Source organism: Achromobacter sp. ESBL13 (genome assembly GCF_036668755.1).
Lineage (GTDB): Bacteria > Pseudomonadota > Gammaproteobacteria > Burkholderiales > Burkholderiaceae_B > Achromobacter.
In genome coordinates, this window is the sequence record NZ_JAZEVT010000001.1 from 1466307 (window position 1) to 1486371 (window position 20065).

15 protein-coding genes are annotated in these 20065 nt (G+C 65.7%); 7 read left to right on the top strand and 8 right to left on the bottom strand.

All coding sequences use genetic code 11. The annotated features are described in order from the left end of the window. Positions 1–13: 13 nt before the first annotated feature. From V6F88_RS06525 to V6F88_RS06535, 3 genes are all read right to left on the bottom strand, one after another. Positions 14–571 carry a DUF1415 domain-containing protein gene (locus V6F88_RS06525; RefSeq protein WP_332608518.1) on the bottom strand — a complete coding sequence of 186 codons (558 nt, stop codon included), beginning with the start codon at positions 569–571 and terminating at the stop codon, positions 14–16. Beyond that, a complete protein-coding gene (locus V6F88_RS06530; RefSeq protein ID WP_046806938.1) occupies positions 568–2037 on the bottom strand; it encodes a M20 family metallopeptidase in 1470 nt (489 codons plus the stop codon). The genes V6F88_RS06525 and V6F88_RS06530 overlap by 4 nt, the downstream gene beginning before the upstream one ends. 154 nt (positions 2038–2191) lie before the next feature. Continuing rightward, the gene (locus tag V6F88_RS06535; RefSeq protein WP_332608519.1) at positions 2192–3109 is read right to left on the bottom strand and encodes a LysR family transcriptional regulator; all 918 of its coding nucleotides are present in this window, start codon (positions 3107–3109) and stop codon (positions 2192–2194) included. 122 nt (positions 3110–3231) lie between these two features. On the opposite strand from V6F88_RS06535, the gene V6F88_RS06540 reads away from it, so the two are divergent. Further along, complete coding sequence (locus V6F88_RS06540; RefSeq protein WP_332608520.1) at positions 3232–4185, top strand: alpha/beta fold hydrolase; 954 nt, start codon at positions 3232–3234, stop codon at positions 4183–4185. Positions 4186–4204: 19 nt separating this feature from the next. Next, a complete protein-coding gene (locus V6F88_RS06545) occupies positions 4205–5191 on the top strand; it encodes a Bug family tripartite tricarboxylate transporter substrate binding protein (protein ID WP_332608521.1) in 987 nt (328 codons plus the stop codon). Between the two features lie 339 nt (positions 5192–5530). Here V6F88_RS06545 and V6F88_RS06550 read toward each other — a convergent pair whose 3' ends face one another. After that, a complete protein-coding gene (locus tag V6F88_RS06550; protein ID WP_332608522.1) occupies positions 5531–7159 on the bottom strand; it encodes a methyl-accepting chemotaxis protein in 1629 nt (542 codons plus the stop codon). Between the two features lie 284 nt (positions 7160–7443). Here V6F88_RS06550 and V6F88_RS06555 point away from each other — a divergent pair, with 284 nt between their 5' ends. After that, a complete protein-coding gene (locus V6F88_RS06555; RefSeq protein ID WP_332608523.1) occupies positions 7444–8352 on the top strand; it encodes a LysR substrate-binding domain-containing protein in 909 nt (302 codons plus the stop codon). Positions 8353–8439: 87 nt separating this feature from the next. Here V6F88_RS06555 and purL read toward each other — a convergent pair whose 3' ends face one another. Then, a complete protein-coding gene (gene purL, locus V6F88_RS06560) occupies positions 8440–12489 on the bottom strand; it encodes a phosphoribosylformylglycinamidine synthase (RefSeq protein WP_332608524.1) in 4050 nt (1349 codons plus the stop codon). 362 nt (positions 12490–12851) lie between these two features. On the opposite strand from purL, the gene V6F88_RS06565 reads away from it, so the two are divergent. The 3 genes from V6F88_RS06565 (at position 12852) to V6F88_RS06575 (ending at position 15773) form a co-directional block, all read left to right on the top strand. Next, positions 12852–13385 (top strand): TRAP transporter small permease, encoded by a 534-nt coding sequence (locus V6F88_RS06565; protein WP_332608525.1) that lies wholly within the window; start codon positions 12852–12854, stop codon positions 13383–13385. Beyond that, the gene (locus tag V6F88_RS06570) at positions 13382–14680 is read left to right on the top strand and encodes a TRAP transporter large permease (protein WP_332608526.1); all 1299 of its coding nucleotides are present in this window, start codon (positions 13382–13384) and stop codon (positions 14678–14680) included. The genes V6F88_RS06565 and V6F88_RS06570 overlap by 4 nt, the downstream gene beginning before the upstream one ends. A gap of 64 nt (positions 14681–14744) precedes the next feature. Next, positions 14745–15773 carry a DctP family TRAP transporter solute-binding subunit gene (locus V6F88_RS06575; RefSeq protein WP_332608527.1) on the top strand — a complete coding sequence of 343 codons (1029 nt, stop codon included), beginning with the start codon at positions 14745–14747 and terminating at the stop codon, positions 15771–15773. 276 nt (positions 15774–16049) lie between these two features. Here the strand turns inward: V6F88_RS06575 and greB are convergent, their stop codons facing one another. The 3 genes from greB to V6F88_RS06590 all read right to left on the bottom strand — a co-directional run bounded on the left by greB (position 16050) and on the right by V6F88_RS06590 (position 18531). Continuing rightward, the gene (greB, locus tag V6F88_RS06580) at positions 16050–16598 is read right to left on the bottom strand and encodes a transcription elongation factor GreB (protein WP_046806947.1); all 549 of its coding nucleotides are present in this window, start codon (positions 16596–16598) and stop codon (positions 16050–16052) included. 81 nt (positions 16599–16679) lie between these two features. Continuing rightward, positions 16680–17525 carry a 3',5'-nucleoside bisphosphate phosphatase gene (locus V6F88_RS06585; RefSeq protein WP_332608528.1) on the bottom strand — a complete coding sequence of 282 codons (846 nt, stop codon included), beginning with the start codon at positions 17523–17525 and terminating at the stop codon, positions 16680–16682. A 70-nt stretch (positions 17526–17595) separates the two neighbouring features. Beyond that, a complete protein-coding gene (locus tag V6F88_RS06590; RefSeq protein ID WP_219990366.1) occupies positions 17596–18531 on the bottom strand; it encodes an alpha/beta fold hydrolase in 936 nt (311 codons plus the stop codon). 330 nt (positions 18532–18861) lie between these two features. On the opposite strand from V6F88_RS06590, the gene cfa reads away from it, so the two are divergent. After that, positions 18862–20049, top strand: coding sequence for a cyclopropane fatty acyl phospholipid synthase (gene cfa / locus V6F88_RS06595; RefSeq protein WP_332608529.1), 1188 nt, complete (start codon positions 18862–18864; stop codon positions 20047–20049). Positions 20050–20065 lie beyond the last annotated feature (16 nt).

Below are 20065 nucleotides of genomic sequence, written 5' to 3' on the forward strand. Positions count from 1 at the left end.
GCGAAAGGGATGCCTAGGCTTTGCTCATCAACTTTTTCCAGCCTTCCAGGCCGAGCTTATTCATCGTGTCGATGTTCTTTTCATAGATTTCCGAGGCGTCCGGAAACGACTCCACCGCGCGGTCGATGCTGTCTTCCCGCAGCAGGTGCAGGATCGGGTACGGCGCGCGGTTGGTGTAGTTCTCGATATCGTCGGGCTTGGTGTCGGCAAACTGAAACTGCGGGTGGAACGTGGCCACCTGCAATTCGCCCACCAGGCGCATGCGCTTGAGCAGGCGGTCGGACAGGTCCTCGAAATCGTTGAAATCCAGGAAGTCGTCCAACGCGTCGGGAATGATCAACAAGGTGGTGTCGATCTTCTCGGGGTCGGTCTCGGCCAGCAGGGCAAGCTCGTCCTGCAAGTCGGTCAGCACCCCTTCGGCGTCGGTGGCGTCGCTGACGGCAAAGCGGATCTGGTCCTTGACCTGAACCGCCTTGGCGAACGGGCATAGGTTCAGGCCGATCACGGCCTGCGTCAGCCAGTGGCGGGTTTCAGCCACCACGTTGGCATAAGCGTCGGAAGTCGAAATCATGCCGGCATGGCCGCCATGGTTTGCGCAACGGCGGCCGTCAGCTTCTTGCCATAGGGCACGTGCAGGAATTCATTGGGGCCGTGCGCGTTGGACTTGGGCCCCAACACGCCACACACCATGAACTGCGCCTTCGGGAAGCCCTTTTGCAGGATGCTCATCAGCGGAATCGTGCCGCCCTGGCCGATATAGCCGCAAGGCTGGCCGTAGTACTGCTGCGAGGCGGCGTCCAGCGCCTGCGTCAACCACGGCACGGACGCCGGGGCGTTCCAACCGGTGGCGGCGCCTTCGTTGGCCTTGAAGATGACCTTGGCGTTGTAAGGCGCGTCGGCTTCCAGCAGTTCCTTGATTTCCTGCGAGGCGGCCACGGCGTCGATCAGCGGCGGCAGGCGCAGCGACAGCTTGAACGCGGTGCGCGGGCGCAGCACGTTGCCGGCGCTGGACAGCGGCGGCAGGCCTTCGGCGCCGGTCACCGACAAGGTCGGGCGCCACGTGCGGTTCAGCAACGCTTGTTCGGGCTCGGTCGTCATCGGCAGCACAAAGCCGCCCTCGGCACCGCAGCTCCAGGGGAAACGGCGCCACACTTCGTCGCCCAGAATGCGGGCGGTGGCCGCCACCTGTTCCACGCGTTCGGCGGGAATTTCGCAATGCAGGCTTTGCGGCAGCAGGCGGCCGGTGGCGCTGTCTTCCAGGCGGTCCAGCAGATGGCGCAGGATGCGGAACGACGACGGCACCACGCCGCTGGAATCGCCCGAATGCACGCCTTCGTCCAGCACCTGCACTTCCAGCGTGCCCGACACCATGCCGCGCAGCGACGTGGTCATCCAGAGCTGGTCGTAGTTGCCCGCGCCCGAATCCAGGCACACCACCAGGGCGACGTTGCCCAGGCGGTCGCGCAGCGCGTCCACGTAGGGCAGCAGGTCGTAGCTGCCCGATTCCTCACAGGTTTCCACGATGCCGACGCAACGCGGGCGCGGAATGCCTTGCTTGTCCAGCGCCATGATGGCGGTCAGCGAGGCGTACACGGCGTAGCCGTCGTCCGCGCCGCCACGGCCGTAAAGCTTGCCGTCTTCGTACTTGGGCGTCCATGGGCCCAGGCCCGCGCGCCAGCCCGAAAATTCCGGCTGCTTGTCCAGGTGGCCGTACAGCAACACGGTGTCGCCGTTGTCGCTGCGCGTGGCGGGCGCGTCAAAAAAGATGACGGGGGTGCGGCCCGGCAGGCGCACCACTTCCAGCTTCAGGCCAGAGACCTTCTGCGCTTCGACCCAGGCGGCGGCATCGCGCACCACGCGCTCGATGAACGCGTTCTTTTCCCAGTCGGCATCAAACGCCGGGCTCTTGGCCGGGATGGCGATGTAGTCGGTCAGCGCGGGGATGATCTCGTTGTCCCATTTGTCGTCGACAAACGCCTGGAGGGCGTCGGGATCAAGGGTGGGCGGCAGTGCGTCGTCGGGGATACGGGCGTTCATGGCGCGGAATCCTGTAGGGTGCGTGGGTGCGGGATGGGGGTAATCCGGTATTTTATGCCCGCGGCCGGCATCGCGGGGCGCGGGCGAGGCGAAGGCGGCCCCGGCTCGCCCTCATTTATTGCAGCCCACCCGGCGTCGCCCCGCCCCAAGCCCGTCATCGTGCCGCGTACGCCTCGATACGCCCCCACACATCGCGCGCCAGGGATTTGGCATTGTCTACCGATTGATAAATTCGGATTTCCATATGGATGTCATTGCGGGCGCTATCCGCGCGCACCAGCGTCCCGGCGCGCAGGTCCGATTCGATCAACGTGTGCGGTAGCCAGGCCAGCCCGAAGCCTTGGCGCGCCATGGCGTGTAGCGCGTCGGCCAGGTCCGATTCGTACATCGTCTGCAACTGCCCGATCAAACACAGCCCCCGCAGCCGATCATCCAGGATGCGTCCCAACGACATGCTGTCGGCATAGGCCAAAAATGGCACGGGCGGATCGGACGGCAGCTTGGGCACGGCATAGCGCGGGTGCCGGCCGCCCGCCGCCACCGGCGCGCTGACGGCGACCAGCTTGTCGGCGCCCACTCGGCGCCAGCGGTAGCCGGGGTTGTCGATCTTTGCGTACAGCGGCTCGTGCGCATGGCACAGCAGAAAGTCCACTTCGCCGTCGGCCAGCATGTCCACCCCGTAGTTCAGCGTGGTGGTGACCACCTTGAGCTGAAACGCGGCCATGCCCTGCTGCACGCGGGCCATCACGCCGGGCAGCACCGAATGCGCCAGCGTCTTGCCCGACGCGATGGTGATTTTCCGATTGCGTTCCTGCTCGGGCTTTTGCAGCGCCTGGCGCGTGTCGCGCAGGATGTCCAGCACATCAATCGCCGCCGCCAGCATGCTGCGCCCGGCCGCGTTCAGCGTCGACACCTGATGGCCGCGTTCCACCAGCGGCACGCCCGCCCATTCCTCCAGCGCCTTGATACGGCGCCCGAACGCCGGGTGCGTCACGCTGCGCGCCTCGGCGGCCTGGAACATATTGCGCGACTTCGACAGCGCCACGAAGTCTTCCAGCCATTTGGTGTCCATCGGGTTCTTCTCCGGGCAAGCGGTGATTCATCTGTGCCGATTCGGCACAGGCGTTGCGCATTTTGCACAAGGCAGAAACATCTGGCAACTAACATCCCGGCATCGACTTCTGGAAAACCCTGATGCCCGACTCCCCCGTCTTGCTCAAGTCCATCCGCAGCCATTTCGTGGGCGGCGCCGAGGCCGTGGCCGGCGGCGTGCCCATGCAGCAATTGCAGGTCGTCGACAACGCGCCCCGCCTGATCGACATGAACGGCGGCTACCCCGTCGGCCAGCTGTACGTGCAGGAATACCGGCTGGCCCAGCCGCGCCATCCCTACCCCGTGCTGCTTTGGCACGGCGGCGGCATGACGGGCGCGCAATGGGAAAGCACGCCGGACGGACGCCAGGGCTGGCTGTGGCGGCTGCTGCAATCGGGCTATGACGTGTTCGTGTCCGATGCGCCCGAACGGGGCCGCGCGTCCTGGGCCATGTACCCGCAGGTGTACGACAGCGCGCCCATCTTTCGGTCCAAGGAAGAGGCGTGGCGTCTGTTCCGCATCGGCTCGGAAGCCGGCTATGCGCCGGCCGGCCAGCCGCGCCGCGCGTATCCCGCGCAGCAATTCCCGGTTGATGCTTTCGACACTTTCGCCAAGCAGTTCGTGCCGCGCTGGCTGACGCATGGCGAGATGGCGCTGGACGCCTACCGCGCCCTGCTGGACCTTACCGGCCCGTGCATCGTGGTCGGCCACAGCCAGGGCGGTGGATACGCCACGCAGTTGGCCCAGGAATACGCCAGCACGGTACGCGCCGTGGTGGCCCTTGAACCCACCGGCACGCCCGCCGCCGCCGCCCCCGGCCTGCCCCCGCAACTGCTGGTGTGGGGCGACCACTTCGGCGCCGACGACACCTGGCAGCGCTACCGCGCGCAAACCGACGCGTACTGGGCGGCGCTGCGCGCGGCCGGCCAGCGCGCCGACGTGCTGGACCTGCCCGCCACCGGCATCGCCGGCAATTCCCATTTCTGCATGCTGGACCGCAATAGCGACCAGATCGCCGAATTGATCGTCGATTGGCTCGCTCGCAGCCTCGACTAACCTTCGCCTGGAGACACTGATGACTTTCAAGAAAACCACCATCGCGCTTGCATTGCTGACCGGCGCCACGCTGGCCGCCGGCGCCGCGTCGGCCCAACAAGCCGCCTACCCCGCCAAGCCCGTGCGCCTGATCGTGCCGTTTGCACCGGGCGGCACCGCCGACATCATCGGCCGCGTGTTCGCCGCGCAGCTGGGTACCGAACTGGGCGCCACCGTGGTCGTTGAAAACAAGGCCGGCGCGGGCGGTTCGATCGGCACGCGCTTCGTGGCAGACTCCGCGCCGGACGGCTACATCCTGCTGCTGGCGTCGTCCAGCACCCACGGCACCAACCCGGCCGTGTACAAGTCGCTGACGTATGACGCCGTGCAGGACTTCACCGCCATCACGCAGCTGGTGACGGTGCCCGGCGTGCTGAGCGTCACCAAGGACTTTCCCGCCACCGACCTGAACGCGCTGATCGCCGCGTCCAAGGCCAGCCCCGACAAGTTCACCTACGCCTCGTCCGGCGCGGGCGGCCTGGGCAATTTGGCCATGGAACTGATGAAGTCGATGACCGGCGCCAAGCTGATGCACATCGCCTACCGTGGCGCGGGCCCGGCGTTCACCGACGTGATCAGCGGCCAGGTGTCGATGATCTGGGAACCGGTGCCGGCGTCGTTGCCGTACATCAAGGGCGGGCAGATCCGGCCCATCGCCATCGCGGCCGACGTGCGTTCGCCCGAACTGCCCGACACGCCGACCTTCAAGGAAGCCGGCCTGCCGCGCTACGAAGCCAACGCCTGGAACGGTTTGCTGGCGCCCAAGGGCCTGCCGGATGATGTGAAGAAGGCGCTGCACGACGCCTCGGTCAAGGCGCTGAACACGCCGGAAGTGAAGGCCAAGCTGGCCAGCCTGGGCGGCACGGTGGTGGCGGGTTCGTCGGACGCGTTCCAGCAAGTGATCGCCAGCGACGTGAAGAAGTGGAAGAACGTCGCGGCGGACGCCAATATTCAGCTGGATCAGTAAGACGAAATGAGAAAAGCGCCCCGAGGGGCGCTTTTCTTATTGGCCGACGGCGGTGTCGCCGTCGGCCTCTCCGGGTCGGCGCCCCGGCTCGGCGCTCCGGGCTCGGCGCCCCGGGCTCGGCGCCCCCGGCTAGGCGCCCCCGGCTAGGCGCCCCCGGCTAGGCGCCCCGGCTAGGCGCCCCGGCTTGGCGCCCCCGGCTCGGCGACGCCGGCTAGGCGCCCCCGGCTAGGCGACGCCGGCTAGGCGCCCCGGCTAGGCGCCCCGGCTAGGCGCCCCCGGCTAGGCGCCCCCGGCTAGGCGCCCCGGCTAGGCGCCCCCCTCCCAAATACCCCCCGCAGCTCAGGCGCCCAGCAGCGCCGGTTCTCCATTGCGGCCCAACGCAGCGGCGTCCGCATCGATCACCTGCCCGCCGGATTGCAGCTTGAACACCGCCACCGCTTCACGCAGGCGTTGCGCCTGGGCTTCCAGCGACGCGGCGGATGCCGCCGCCTGCTCGACCAGCGCCGCGTTCTGCTGCGTCACGCTGTCCATCTGCGACACCGCCTGGTTCACCTGCTGAATGCCTTGCGACTGCTCTTCGGACGCGCTGGAGATTTCGTTGATGATGTCCGTGACGCGGCGCACCGACGTCACGATCTCCTGCATGGTGGCGCCCGCGGCTTCCACCTGGTCCGAACCGATCGACACCTTCTGCACCGACTCGTCGATCAAGCCCTTGATTTCCTTGGCGGCCTGGCCGCTGCGCTGCGCCAACGCGCGCACTTCGCTGGCCACCACCGCAAAACCCTTGCCCTGTTCGCCCGCGCGCGCCGCTTCCACCGCCGCGTTCAGCGCCAGGATATTGGTCTGGAAGGCGATGCCGTCGATCACGCCCACGATGTCGGCGATACGCTTGGAGCTGTCCGCGATGCCGCGCATCGTGCCCACCACGTCGCCCACGGCCTTGCCGCCGCGCGTGGCCACTTCCGAGGCCGCCGACGCCAATTGCGATGCGCTGCGCGAGCTGTCGGCGTTGTTCTTCACCGTGGACGACAGCTCGTCCATGCTGGCGGCCGTTTCTTCCAGCGACGCGGCCTGCTGCTCGGTGCGGGACGACAGGTCGATGTTGCCCGCCGCGATCTCGCGCGAACCGGTGTGGATTTCTTCCACGCCCAGCCGCACGGCCGACACGGTGCGCGACAAGCTGTCCTGCATGCGCTTGACGGCGGCATACAGCACGCCGATTTCGTTATTGCCCCGCTGCTCGATACGGTTGCTGAGGTCACCGCCCGCAATGCGGTCGAACAAGCGGCCGGCCTCGTGCAGCGGACGGAACACCGAACGCGCAAAGATCGCGTACAAGCTGACCACCAGCACTGCCACCACCACCAGCAGACAGATCAGCACCACGATCGCGCCATTGATGCGCGTGGACGCCTCGCGCGCCACACGCTGGCCCACGTCGTCGGCGTAGTCCACGTACTTCTGGATGGCCTGGGTGAACAGGATGCCCAGCGGCGTGACCTTTTCCAGGTTCAGGCGGCTGGCGTCTTGCGGCTTGCCCGCGCGAATGGCCGCCACCATCGGCGCAATCGCGTCACGCACATAGACGTCGTACGCGGCCAGCGCGCCGTCGAATAGCGGCTTACCCACTTCCGTGGTTTCTGGAAGCTTGCGAGCGGCGTCGATCAAATCAGACGCCTTCTTGGTATAGCCATCCAGGCGCTGCATGCTTGCCATGTTGTCGATGGACTTGCCTTCCAGCAGTGCGCTCTGCGCGGCCAGCAGCACCAGGCGGGCGCGCAGCAGTTCGGCGCCCGCGCCATCCACCGCGTTGGCGCGTACCAGGTTGGTGTCCAGCAGCACTTCGATAGACGTGCGGTTGGACGTCAATTGTTGATAGACGGCCACGCCGGTCAACAGGAAAAGCGCGAAAAAGACGCCCAATGCGGTCGTCAGGATTGCGCGAATACTTAGGTTCTTGAACATGAAAAGCCACTCCGGGTTGCATTACGCTCTACGGGTTTACGGCAGGTTGCAACGAAAAGTTAAATATCTCATTACGTTACAAAAGATTGTCAAAGGGGAATGCCACGCGGGCCTCGATTGCCCCGCAGGCCGCGCCCCCGTTGGATCCGCATGGGTCCCGCCCCACCCCAGACCGCGCTCTTGCTTGCTACCTTGACAGCTAATGAACTACGGTCGGTCAGCACTTTGGATGAGTAGCCGGGGACCTTTCAGCAAGCTCGACTGAGCAATAGGGGGGCATCAACATGAAGTTGCAGCAGGTATTCGATTTTCTTGCCGTCACGCAACATGGCAGCGTGCACGCGGCAGCCCGCGCCACCGGACAAACCCAACCGGCAATGACCAAGTCCCTGCGGCGTCTTGAACGCACGCTGGGCTTGTCATTATTCGACCGGCATGCCAAGGGGATGCGGCCCAATGACTACGGCAAGCGCTTCTTGCCCCACGCGCAATACCTGGTTCACGAGACCAAGCGCGCCCGCGACACCATGGCCCAGATGCGGGGCGAACGGCTGGGTACCGTTCAATACGGCATTTCGGCGGCCGCCTCGGTGCTGCTGGCGCCGTCGGCGATTCAACGCTTTCGGCAGCGCTACCCCGAGGTGGAACTGCACTGCCGCAGCGGCCTTTACCATTCCCTGATGCCGCTGCTGCGCGACGGGCAACTGGATTTCGCCATCTGCCCCGTCAATACCGACCAAGCCGATCCAAACCTGACCGCGCGCGCCTTGCTGACCTGCCCCTTGGTGGTCGCGGCGCGCCGCAACCATCCCTTGCGGCAAGCCCGGGCGATGCAGGAACTGCGCGACGTGGTGTTCGCGGTGGCGGGGCCGCCCGGCCAACCCGGCGCGTCCGTGTATGACGTTTTCTCGCGGGCGGGCCTGGGTACGCCGCGCGTGGACATGCATACGGATGGGGTGATCGACACGGCGGCGCTGGTGGCCAACAGCGACCGTATGGCGCTGCTGCCGACCACGTTGATCGCCACCGGGATGCTGCGCGAACAACTGGATATCGTGCCCATCACCGACCCGTTGCCCGACTACGTGATCGGGCTCTTGCAACGCACATCGCAGCCGTTGACGCCCGCGGCGGAAGAGCTGGCCAGCCAGTTTGAACGCGAAGCGGTCACCCTGCGGGCCGCTGCGTCCTGAGCGCCACTGCGGGCTTGGCCCAGCAAAAAGGACGGGCCATGGCCCGTCCTTGTCATCGCGTGGTGGCGGCGGCGCCGCCGCCCCGGCTTACTTCAGCCAGACGCGCGCATTACGGAAGATGCGCATCCATGGGCTGTACGTACCGCCCTGATCAGCATTGCCCCATTTCTCGGGCGCCCACGACATCATGACGTTGCGGGTCACGCGTTCCGGGTGCGGCATCATCACCGTGAAGCGGCCATCAGCCGTGGTGACGGAAGTCAGGCCGCCGGGGCTGCCGTTCGGGTTGAACGGGTAGGCTTCGGTAGCGAGTCCACGGTTGTCGATGTAGCGCGCGGCGGTCAGCACACGGCTGGCATCGCCCTGCTGCGAGAAGTCGGCAAAGCCTTCGCCGTGCGCAACCGCGACAGGAATGCGCGCGCCTTCCATGCCGGCAAAGAAGATGGACGGCGACTTGGCCAGTTCCACCATCGACAGGCGTGCTTCGTACTTTTCCGACTGGTTGCGCGTGAAGCGCGGCCAGTGCTCGGCGCCCGGAATCATCGGGGCCAACGCCGCCATCATCTGGCAGCCGTTGCACACGCCCAGCGCAAACGTATCCGGACGCGCGAAGTACGCGGCGAACTGATCCGACAACTGGCTGTTGAAGCGGATGGTGCGCGCCCAGCCTTCGCCGGCGCCCAGCACGTCGCCGTAGCTGAAACCGCCCACGGCCACCAGGCCTTGCATCTGCGCCAGGTCCACGCGGCCGGCCAGCAGGTCGGTCATGTGGACGTCGATGGCTTCGAAGCCCGAGGTGTCGAACGCCCAGGCCATTTCCACCTGGCTGTTGCAACCCTGCTCGCGCAGGATGGCCACGCGCGGACGCTTGCCGGTATTGATGAAGGGCGCGGCGATGTCTTCTTGCGGGTCGAACGACACGTTCGGGCTCATGCCGGGGTCGGTCGTATCGTTCCAGACGTCCAGCTCGGCTTGCGCGCAAGCCGGGTTGTCGCGGCGGGCCATGATGCGGTAGGACACTTCGCTCCAGGCGCGGCCCAGCTCGGCACGCGGCTGGCCCCAGACCTTCTTGCCGTCGCGGTAGAACTCGACTTCGTCGGCGCCGTTCAGGCCGCCGATGACGTGCGAGTGGGCCGACAGGCCCGCGCCGCGCAGCACTTGCATGACCGCGTCGCGTTGTGCGGCGGGCACCTGGATGACGGCGCCGGCTTCTTCCGAGAACAGCGCCTTCAGCGTCAGTTCTTCGCGTTGCACCTTCACCTGGTCGGGGCGAATCTTGTAGTCGCCCCAATCCGCCGATTGCGGATCGAACGTCAGCATGTCCAGGTTCACGGAAATACCGGTGCGGCCGGCGAAGGCCATTTCGGTCAGCGTGGCGAACAGGCCGCCGTCGGAACGGTCGTGGTAGGCCAGGATGGTGCCGGCTTCGGCCAGCGTGCGGATGGTGATGAAGAACGCGCGCAGGTCCTGCGGCGCGTCGATGTCCGGCACGGTTTCGCCGATCTGGTTGTACGTCTGCGCCAGGATCGATCCACCCATGCGGTGACGGCCACGGCCCAGGTCGATCAGGATCAGCACGCTGTCACCGGCATCGGTACGCAGCTGCGGGGTCAGGCTGGCGCGCACGTCGGCAACGGGCGCAAACGCCGTGACCACCAGCGACACCGGCGCCACCACCTGGCGCTGCTCGCCGTCCTGTTCCCAGGACGTTTTCATGGACAGGGAATCCTTGCCCACGGGGATGGACAGGCCGGTGGCCTGGCACAGTTCGCTGACGGCGGACACGGTGTCATACAGCGCGGCGTCCTGGCCGTCCACGCCGCAAGCGGCCATCCAGTTGGCGGACAGCTTGATGTCTTCCAGGCGCGCCACGTCGGCGGCGGCCAGGTTGGTCAGGGCTTCGGCAACCGCCATGCGGCCGGACGCCGGGGCGTCCAGCATGGCGATGGGGGTGCGTTCGCCCATCGACATGGCTTCGCCACGGAAGCCTTCGTAATCGGCCAGCGTCACGGCGCAGTCAGCCACCGGCACTTGCCACGGGCCGACCATCTGGTCACGGCTGGACAGCCCGCCCACGGTGCGATCGCCAATGGTGATCAGGAAGGACTTGTTGGCGACCGTCGGGTGACGCAGCACGCGGTAAGCGGCTTCGGTCAGGTCGATGCCGGCCAGATCCAGCGGCGCGGACACGCCCGGCAGGCGGCGCACGTCGCGCGTCATGCGCGGCGGCTTGCCCAGGATGACGTCAATCGGCACATCCACGGGGCGCACTTCGGCTTCGCCTTGCGGGCGGATCGTGTCCAGGCCGGGCAGGCCCTCGCCGTCCACCACGCGCAGCTGGCGTTCTTCAGTGGCCACGCCCACCACCGCGTACGGGCAGCGTTCGCGGCGGGCGATGGCGTCAAAGCGTTCCAGGTCTTTCGGCAGGATCGACAGGACGTAGCGTTCCTGCGATTCGTTGCTCCAGACTTCGGCGGGCGACAGGCCTGATTCTTCCAGCGGCACGCGCTTCAAGTCGAAGATGGCACCACGGCCGGCGTCGTTGACCAATTCCGGGAAGGCATTGGACAAGCCGCCCGCGCCCACGTCGTGGATGGCGATGATGGGGTTGTTTTCGGCCTGCTGCCAGCAGCGGTCGATGACTTCCTGCGCGCGACGTTCGATTTCCGGGTTGCCGCGCTGGACGGAATCAAAGTCCAGTTCGGCCGAGTTGCTGCCCATGCTGATGCTGGACGCGGCGCCGCCGCCCATGCCGATACGGAAGCCCGGGCCGCCCAGCTGGATCAGCAGCGCGCCGGGGGGAATCACGTCTTTGTGGGTCAGGCCGGCATCGATGCTGCCCAGGCCGCCCGCGATCATGATGGGCTTGTGATAGCCCCAGCGCGTGCCGCCCGCCGTCTGCTCGAACGAGCGGAAATAGCCCAGCAGGTTCGGGCGGCCGAATTCGTTGTTGAACGCGGCGCCGCCGATGGGGCCGTCGATCATGATGGACAAGGGCGAGGCGATGCGCTCGGGCAGGCCGTGGTGGTCGGCTTCCCAGGGTTGCAGCGCGTCGTCGAAACGCAGGTGCGACACGGTAAAGCCGGTCAGCCCGGCCTTGGGCTTGGAGCCCCGGCCGGTGGCGCCTTCGTCGCGGATCTCGCCGCCCGCGCCGGTGGATGCGCCCGGGAACGGGGCAATCGCGGTCGGGTGGTTGTGCGTTTCCACCTTCATCAAGGTGTGCACGGTGGTGTCGCGGCGGATGTACCTGGCGCCGTCAGCGCCCTGCCCCGTGACGCCGGGCACGCCGGCCTGGAAGCGCTGCGCGGGGCCGCCTTCCATGATGGCGGCGTTGTCCGAATACGCCACGACCGTGCCTTCCGGCTGCGCCTTGTGCGTGGCGCGGATCATGCCGAACAGCGTGTTCGGTTGCGACTGGCCGTCGATGACCCATTCGGCGTTGAAGATCTTGTGGCGGCAGTGTTCGCTGTTGGCCTGCGCGAACATCATGAGTTCCACGTCGGTGGGGTCGCGCCCCAGGTCGGTGAAGGACTTGGCCAGGTATTCGATTTCGTCTTCCGACAGGGCCAGGCCCAAGGACACGTTGGCTTCGGCCAGCGCCTTGACGCCATCAGCCTGCACGCCCACCGTGCGCATCGGCTTGCCGGCCAGCGTCTGGAACAGCGCCTGGCCGTCGAAGTTGGCGTCGACCACGGTTTCGGTCATGCGGTCGTGCAGGCAGTCGGCCGCGCGCGCCAGCATGGCGTCGTCAAACGACTTGGTGCCAAGCAGGCCGCGTTCGGGGGTGATGACATAGCGCACGCCGCGTTCAATGCGGTGCACCGACGACAGGCCGCAATTGTGGGCGATATCGGTGGCCTTGCTGGCCCACGGGGAAATGGTGCCCAGGCGCGGAATGACCAGCAGCGACAGGCTCTTGGCCGGGGCGTCGGCTGTGCTGGGGGTGCCGTAATCCAGCAGTTGGGTCAGGTGTTGCTGCTGTTTGGCCGTCAAGGCGGCGTCGGTGCTGACGAAGTGCTCGTAGCGAGCGGAGATGTCGGCCACCGGCAGGCCGGCTTCCTTCAATTGCGCCAACAGGCGATCGCGACGAAAGGAGGACAGGACGGAGGAACCAGGCAGATGCTGAACTAGGGACACGATGCGGGCGCCGTATAAGGATGGGTGCAAAAAGTGATTTTACCTGTTTAGGGGGTTTTCCCGGAGCTGTTGTTCAAGAAGCTTGCCAAGCGGACATTTCGCCCGATGTTACAAAAGAATTCCGACGTCTTGGCACAAAAATGGTGCATGGCAATATCGCGGTAAAGCCTGCTTGTCATCGCGCCTTATCGATGGCGACACGTGGCGCGCGGGCGCAAGTGGTGGGCGGCTCTGACGCAACGCAGCATGTTGTTGCGGCCCCGCACCACGGGAAAACACGAAGACCGGCGCCCGCGGGCCGACGGTAGGATGCAGCGACCCCATGACTAGAACGCGCCAAGCGCCCTGCCGTCGCCGCACCCATGTCCCGCCCTGAAGCCCCCGCCGAACCCGTCGAACCGATCATCCCCGTTGAATCCGATCCCGCCGTCAAGGTGCCGCTTGCCATCGAAGACTGGCTGGCCGTCATCCTGCTGGCGGCGCTGGCGCTGATCACCTTCGCCAATGTGCTGGTGCGCTACTTCACCGACCAGTCATTCGCGTGGACCGAGGAAATCTCCGTGTTCCTGTTGATCGTGCTGACCATGGCGGGCGGCAGCGTGGCGTTCGTGCGCAACCACCACATCCGCATTGAAATCCTGGCGGACAGCGGCTCGCCCCGGCGCCAGCGCATCATGGCGCTGATTTCCAACGGCTGCGTGCTGGCCTTTTTCGTGCTGCTGACGGTGCTGTCGGTCAAGCTGGTGTCCGACGAATTCATCTACGAAGAAACATCGCCAGCCATCGGCGTGCCCACCTGGTGGTATTCGATCTGGCTGCCCGTGATGGCCGCGGCGATATCGTTGCGCACGCTGGGCACCCTGCGCCGCATTGCCCGGGGCGCCGACACGAAATGATCGCCACCCTGCTGTTCGTTGTCTTCATTGTGCTGATGCTGATCGGCGTGCCCGTGGGCGTGGCGCTGGGCATCGGCGGCACCGTCGCCATCGTGCTGTCCAACCTGGACACGCCCTGGTATGGCCTGCTGACCGTGCCCCAGAACTTCTACGCCGGGCTGGCCAAATACCCGCTGCTGGCCATCCCCATGTTCGTGCTGGTCGGGTCCATCTTCGACCGTTCGGGCGTGGCCAAGCGGCTGGTGGACTTTGCGATTGCCATCGTGGGCCGGGGCCCGGGCATGCTGCCGCTGGTGTCGATTGCGGTGGCCATGTTCCTGGGCGGCATTTCGGGTTCAGGCCCGGCGTGCGCGGCGGCGGTGGGCGCGGTGATGATTACGGCCATGTCGCGCGCCGGCTACCCGGGCTCGTTCTCGGCGGCGGTGGTGGCCGCCGGGGCCGCCACCGACATCCTGATTCCGCCGTCCGTCGCCTTCATCATCTATTCCGTGCTGGTGCCCGGCGCGTCGGTGCCGGCCCTGTTCGCGGCGGGCATGATTCCCGGCATTCTGGCGGGTTTCGCGCTAATCATTCCGGCCGTCTGGCTGTCGCGCAAATACAAGATGGGCGCGCTGGAAGCACACTTGCCGCGCCCGCCGTTCTGGGCCAGCCTGCGTGAAGCGTCATGGGGCCTGGCCGCGCCGGTGCTGATTTTGGGCGGCATGCGCCTGGGCTGGTTCACGCCCACCGAGGCGGCGGTCGTGGCGGTGTTCTACGGCTTGTTCGTGGGCGGCTTCATCCACCGCACCATCAAGCTGCGCGACCTGTACACCATCTTGCGCGAGGCGGCCGAGCTGTCTGCCGTGATCATGCTGGTGGTGACGCTGGCCGGCATCTTTGCGTGGGCCTTGTCCACGCTTAGCGTGATCGACCCGATCACCAACGCCATCGTCAATTCCGGCTTGGGCGAATGGGGCGTGCTGTCATTGCTGATCTTGCTGCTGATGACGGTGGGCATGTTCCTGGACGGCATTTCCATCTTCCTGATCTTCGTGCCGTTGCTGATGCCGATTGCCAACGCTTACGGCTGGGACCCGGTGTGGTTCGGCGTGATCCTGACCTTGAAGGTGGCGCTGGGCCAGTTCACCCCGCCGCTTGCCGTGAACCTGATGGTGTCGTGCCGCATTGCGCGCGTGCCGATGGAGTCCACGGTGCGCTGGGTGGTGTGGCTATTGGGCGCGATGTTCCTGGTGCTGGTGGCGGTGCTGGTGTTTCCGCAACTGGCGCTGTGGTTGCCGAAAAAGCTGGGCTATTGAAGAGCAGGTTGCAGCACAACGATCAACAAACAACAAACACACTCGCAAAGAGAGGAGACACCCCATGAAATTACGCAACCTGATCGGCGCCGCGCTGTGCGCCGCCGCCGTGGTCGGCATAACGCCGGCGCACGCGCAGAACTACAAGCCCGAATACAAGCTGTCCATCGTGGTGGGCACGACCTTCCCGTGGGGCCAGGGCGCCGAGATCTGGTCCAAGCTGGTGCGCGAGCGCACCGATGGCCGCATCAACATCAAGGTGTACCCGGGCACGTCGCTGGTTCAGGGCGACCAGACGCGCGAATTCACCGCCATCCGCCAGGGCGTGATCGACATGGCCGTGGGCTCCACTATCAACTGGTCGCCGCAGGTCAAGCAGCTGAACCTGTTCTCGCTGCCCTTCCTGATGCCCGACTACGCCGCCATCGACGCGCTGGTGCAAGGCGACGTGGGCCGCGAGATGTTCAAGCTGATTGAAAAGGCCGGCGTCGTGCCGCTGGCCTGGGGCGAAAACGGCTACCGCCAGCTCAGCAATTCCAAGCGCGACATCAAGAAGCCGGAAGACATGAAGGGCATGAAGCTGCGCGTGGTGGGTTCGCCGCTGTACATCGACACGTTCACCGCGCTGGGCGCCAACCCCACCCAGATGAGCTGGGCCGACGCGCAGCCGGCGCTGGCCAGCGGCGCGGTCGATGGGCAGGAAAATCCGCTGTCGATCTACACGGGTTCCAAGCTGTACACGGTGGGCCAGAAGTACCTGACGCTGTGGAACTACGTGGCGGATCCGTTGATTTTCGTGGTGAACCGCGAAGTGTGGAATTCGTGGTCGGAAAAGGACCGCGACATCGTGCGCCAGGCCGCGCTGGACGCCGGCAAGCAGCAGATCGTGATCGCGCGCAAGGGCGTCACGCCGGAAGACCCGTCGCTGCTGAAGGAAATTGAAGGCCACGGCGTGACCGTGACGTCCTTGTCCAAGGCCGAACACGACGCCTTCGCCAAGGTCACGCAACCCGTGTACGACAAGTGGAAGAAACAGATCGGCGAAGACCTGGTCAACATGGCCGAAAAGTCCATTACCGCGCGTAAGAAGTAAGGCGCACCTGGCTAAAGCCAACGCCAACGCATCGATTTAAGCAGCAAGCCCCAGGGGAACGGCGGCGCAAGCCGCCAAACCGAGGCAGGGACGTCAGAGCCCTCCCAACCAAACAGGCGCCAGTCAAAAGCTGGCGCCTGTTTCCTTTTTGGGCGGCGGGCAATGTTCGGGTTTGCGCGCGGACCCTGTTGCCCTTTTGCCCTTCTGCCCTTTTGCCCTTCTGCCCTTTTGCCCTTCTGCCCTTTCCCCGCTTTTTCCTTTTTCGGCCCGTCGCGCCTACGGGTAGCGCACTTCCAGAATATCCAGCTCTTCGATGCCACCGGGCGTGCGCAGCACCACCGTGTCGCCTTCCCTGGCCTTGATCAGCGCGCGCGCCACCGGCGAAATCCAGCTGATCTTGCCGGCCAGCGGCTCGGCCTCGTCCACACCCACGATGGTGACGGTGTGGTCTTCGCCGGCCTTGTCGCTATACAGCACCGTGGCGCCGAAGAAGACCTGGTCGCGGTTGGGCTGCAAGGCCGGGTCGACCACTTCGGCGATGTCCAGCCGCTTGGTCAAAAAGCGCATGCGGCGGTCGATTTCGCGCAGTCGCTTCTTGCCGTAGAGATAGTCGCCGTTTTCAGAGCGGTCGCCGTTGGACGCTGCCCACGACACCACTTGCACCACCGACGGACGCTCGACGTTCATCAGGTGCGTCAGTTCGGCGCGCAGGCGTTCGTAGCCCTCGGGGGTCATGTAGTTCTTGGTGCCCACGGGCAAAGCCTGGGCTTGCGGCAGGTCGTCGTCGTCCTCGTTATCGGACTCTTTAACAAAGGCTTTATTCATGGCGATGCTCAAGCACTGGCGCCGTGATGGCGCAATCACATTAGTGGGGGCTGGCAGACGGGGCGGCGTCGGCCGCCCCCGTCAAAACCAATCGTGCCAGACCGGCTTCAGGTCGGACGGCAGCGACGGCAGGCGGCCAAGGTCGATCCGGCTTTCCTTGGGGCTGTGAAAGTCAGACCCACGCGATGCCAGGAAGCCGTATCGGCGCGCGACCTCGGCATACTGGCGCGCTTCTTCGACGGTGTGGCTGCCGGTGGTGACTTCGATGCCCTCGCCGCCCAACTGCAAGAATTCGTCGAACAGCGCGGCGAATTGCAGCGGCGTGTACTTATAGCGGCCCGGGTGCGCAATGACCGCGCGTCCGCCCGCGCCGCGGATCCAGCCCACGGCTTCGGCCAGCGTGGCCCATTGCATGGGCACATGGCCGGGGCGGTCGTCGCCCAGGTGCTTGGTGAATACGGTTTGCACGTCCGGGCAGTAGCCCGCTTCAACCAGGTAGCGCGCAAAGTGGGTGCGGCTGATCAGTTCGGGGTTGCCGGCGAATGGCAGCGCGCCTTCGTAAGCGCCCGGCATGCCCATGTCGGCCAGCCTGTCGCCGATGCGCTTGGCGCGTTCGGCGCGGCCCGAGCGGGTCTGGCGCAGTCCGGCGATCAGGTCGGCGTTGTTCGGGTCGAACTGCAAGCCCACGATGTGCACCGTCAGCCCCGCCCACGTGACCGAAATTTCAACGCCGGTGGAAAACCGCATGCCCAGGTCCTGGGCCGCCCTGGCGGCTTCGGCCAGCCCGCCTACCTCGTCGTGATCCGTCAACGCCCAGACGTCGACGCCGTTGGCGTGCGCGCGCTGCGCCACGTCGCAAGGCGCCAGCGCGCCGTCGGACACGGTGGAATGGCAGTGCAGATCGATGTTCAGGGTGGGCGATGTCATCGGGCTATTGTAGAGAAGGCCCGGCGCGCTGAATAGCGCCGTGCCGTCCCCGTAATCGCACGGCGGACGTTCAAGCCAGAAGGAACGCCGCCACCGGCTCTACCTGGCTATCGGCGATCAAGGTGGGCGCGTGCCCCACGCCCGGCACTTCCAGCGCTTGTGCGCGCGGATTGCGTTTCAGCATTTCGTCAACCGTGGCACGGGTCAGCAGATCGGACTTTTCACCCCGCACGATCAGGATCGGGCACGGCGTGGCGTCATACGAGCGCCAAAGGATCTGTTCGCCGGCGGCCAATTCGTCAGGCGTTTGCGCGGCCAGCGCCTGGGCCAGCGCCAAGTCGTAGTGCTTGACCCATTTGCCACCGAACTCCGGGTAAAGGAACCGGGCCAGCTCGGTCCATTGCGCGTCGGTGTGCGGGCCGAAGGTTTCGGAATTGGCGCGCATGGTGGCCACCGCTTCTTCAAACGTGGCGAATTCGCCCGGCTGACCGACGTATTGGCCGATACGCGACAAGGCGCCCGTTTCCAGGCGCGGGCCCACATCGTTCAATACCAGCTTGTCCAGCTGGATGCCCTGGCCGGGCGGCAGCATGCCCGCGTGCGGCCGCATCGCCTGCATGGCGCCGGCGAATACGGCGGCGCCCGACAATGCCAACCCGATCAAGCCGCCCATCGACGTGCCCACCCAGGCCAGCCGGGCCGGCGCCAGCCGCGCAAGCAGCGTGACCATGTCGGACACGTACTGCGGCACGGTGTAGAAGGCGGGGTTGGCCAGCCAGTCCGACCGGCCACGGCCCACCACGTCGGGGCACACGACGCGGTAGCGTGACGCCAGGCGGCGGGCCAGCACGTCAAAATCCCGGCCGCTACGCGTCAGGCCGTGCACGCAGACCAGCACCTGGTCATTGGCGGGGTCGCCCCATTCCCAATAGGCCATCCGGTGCAAGCCCGCCGGGCTGGCGCAGGTGACGAATTCCAAACGGGGTTGCAGGCTGGCGTCCACCATGTAAAGGCTCCACGTATCGAACGAATCGGCGCGCGCCGAAACGGCGGTTCACCAAGGCGCACTAGTGTAATCGCGCCAAGCGGACAAACGCACGACAGTTGCGCCGCCGCCCACTCGGGATTTGACCGGGTGCCGCACGCTGGACACTGCGCCCGCGCCTCGCTACGATCACCCCATTCTCATTGGTGCCCCCCGGTTTTCACGGCACGGAGTGCCGTTGGCTATCAAGCCGATCCATTCATTCAATTGGAACCGGCCGCCCGTTGGGGCCAGAGTTATGAGCTTCAGGCATTGCCAGATCAGTCATCCCAAAATTGATATGGAGTCCGTATGCAGCAAAGCAGTCCTGTCTCTCCGCTGACCGCCGACCATACTTCGCCCGACGTCAGCCCCCCGCCCCCCGAACCCCCCAAAGTGCTTCAAGACGTGTTGTCCCGCGCCGACGTGCAGATCAACGGCACGCGCCCGTGGGACATCCAGGTACATGACAAACATATGTACGAACGCGTCTTCGCCAGCTGGTCGCTGGGGCTGGGCGAATCCTATATGGATGGCGAATGGGACTGCGAACGGCTCGACGAGCTATTCACCCGCCTGCTGCGCGCCGACATGGGCTCGGCCGCGTTAGGCGTCGCGCGCATCAAGCTGATTGCCGAACACCTGCGGCACAAGCTGTTCAACCTGCAATCCAAGCACCGCGCCTTTGAAGTGGGCGAACAGCATTACGACGCCGGCAACGACGTGTTCGAAGCCATGCTGGACAGCCGCATGATCTATTCCTGCGCCTACTGGGAAAACGCCCAGACGCTGGAAGACGCGCAACTGGCCAAGCTGGACATGATCTGCCGCAAGCTGCAATTGAAGCCCGGCGAAACGCTGCTGGATATCGGCTGCGGCTGGGGCGGGTTGGCCAAGTTCGCGGCCGAGAACTACGGCGTGTCGGTCACCGGCGTAACGGTATCGAAAGAGCAGCTGGCGCTGGCGCAGGAACGCGTCAAGGGCCTGCCGGTGCAGCTGCTGCTGCAAGACTACCGCGACCTGCAAGGCAACTTCGACAAGGTCGTATCGGTGGGCATGTTCGAACACGTGGGGCCCAAGAACTACGACACGTACTTCAGCAACGTGCAGCGCTTGATGTCGCCAGAGGGCATCTTCCTGCTGCACACCATCGGCATCGCGGCCACCAGCCAAAGCACCGACCCGTGGATCGACCGCTATGTGTTCCCGAACGGCAAGCTGCCGTCCGCGCGCGAAATCGCCAGCGCCGTCGAACACCGCTTCATTGTTGAAGACTGGCACAACTTCGGCACCGACTACGACCGCACGCTGATGGCCTGGTGGGACCGCTTTGAACGCGCCTGGCCGTCGCTGCAATCGCGTTACGGCACGCGCTTCTACCGCATGTGGAAATACTATTTGATGTGTTGCGCCGGGTTCTTCCGGTCGCGCGAAGGGCAGCTGTGGCAAGTGATCCTGACGCACCCGCAGCGCCAGGACGTGTATCGCTCGCTGCGCTGACGCGGCGCCATTCGCC

Bases quoted from the DNA above. Each gene is read 5' to 3' on its own strand.
- V6F88_RS06555 (WP_332608523.1), top strand. From the start codon at position 7,444: ATGAAGTTGCAGCAGGTATTCGATTTTCTTGCCGTCACGCAACATGGC.
- V6F88_RS06525 (WP_332608518.1), bottom strand. From the start codon at position 571: ATGATTTCGACTTCCGACGCTTATGCCAACGTGGTGGCTGAAACCCGC.
- V6F88_RS06585 (WP_332608528.1), bottom strand. From the start codon at position 17,525: ATGACATCGCCCACCCTGAACATCGATCTGCACTGCCATTCCACCGTG.
- greB (WP_046806947.1), bottom strand. From the start codon at position 16,598: ATGAATAAAGCCTTTGTTAAAGAGTCCGATAACGAGGACGACGACGAC.
- cfa (WP_332608529.1), top strand. From the start codon at position 18,862: ATGCAGCAAAGCAGTCCTGTCTCTCCGCTGACCGCCGACCATACTTCG.
- V6F88_RS06540 (WP_332608520.1), top strand. From the start codon at position 3,232: ATGCCCGACTCCCCCGTCTTGCTCAAGTCCATCCGCAGCCATTTCGTG.
- V6F88_RS06545 (WP_332608521.1), top strand. From the start codon at position 4,205: ATGACTTTCAAGAAAACCACCATCGCGCTTGCATTGCTGACCGGCGCC.
- V6F88_RS06575 (WP_332608527.1), top strand. From the start codon at position 14,745: ATGAAATTACGCAACCTGATCGGCGCCGCGCTGTGCGCCGCCGCCGTG.
- V6F88_RS06570 (WP_332608526.1), top strand. From the start codon at position 13,382: ATGATCGCCACCCTGCTGTTCGTTGTCTTCATTGTGCTGATGCTGATC.
- V6F88_RS06565 (WP_332608525.1), top strand. From the start codon at position 12,852: ATGTCCCGCCCTGAAGCCCCCGCCGAACCCGTCGAACCGATCATCCCC.
- V6F88_RS06530 (WP_046806938.1), bottom strand. From the start codon at position 2,037: ATGAACGCCCGTATCCCCGACGACGCACTGCCGCCCACCCTTGATCCC.
- V6F88_RS06590 (WP_219990366.1), bottom strand. From the start codon at position 18,531: ATGGTGGACGCCAGCCTGCAACCCCGTTTGGAATTCGTCACCTGCGCC.
- V6F88_RS06550 (WP_332608522.1), bottom strand. From the start codon at position 7,159: ATGTTCAAGAACCTAAGTATTCGCGCAATCCTGACGACCGCATTGGGC.
- V6F88_RS06535 (WP_332608519.1), bottom strand. From the start codon at position 3,109: ATGGACACCAAATGGCTGGAAGACTTCGTGGCGCTGTCGAAGTCGCGC.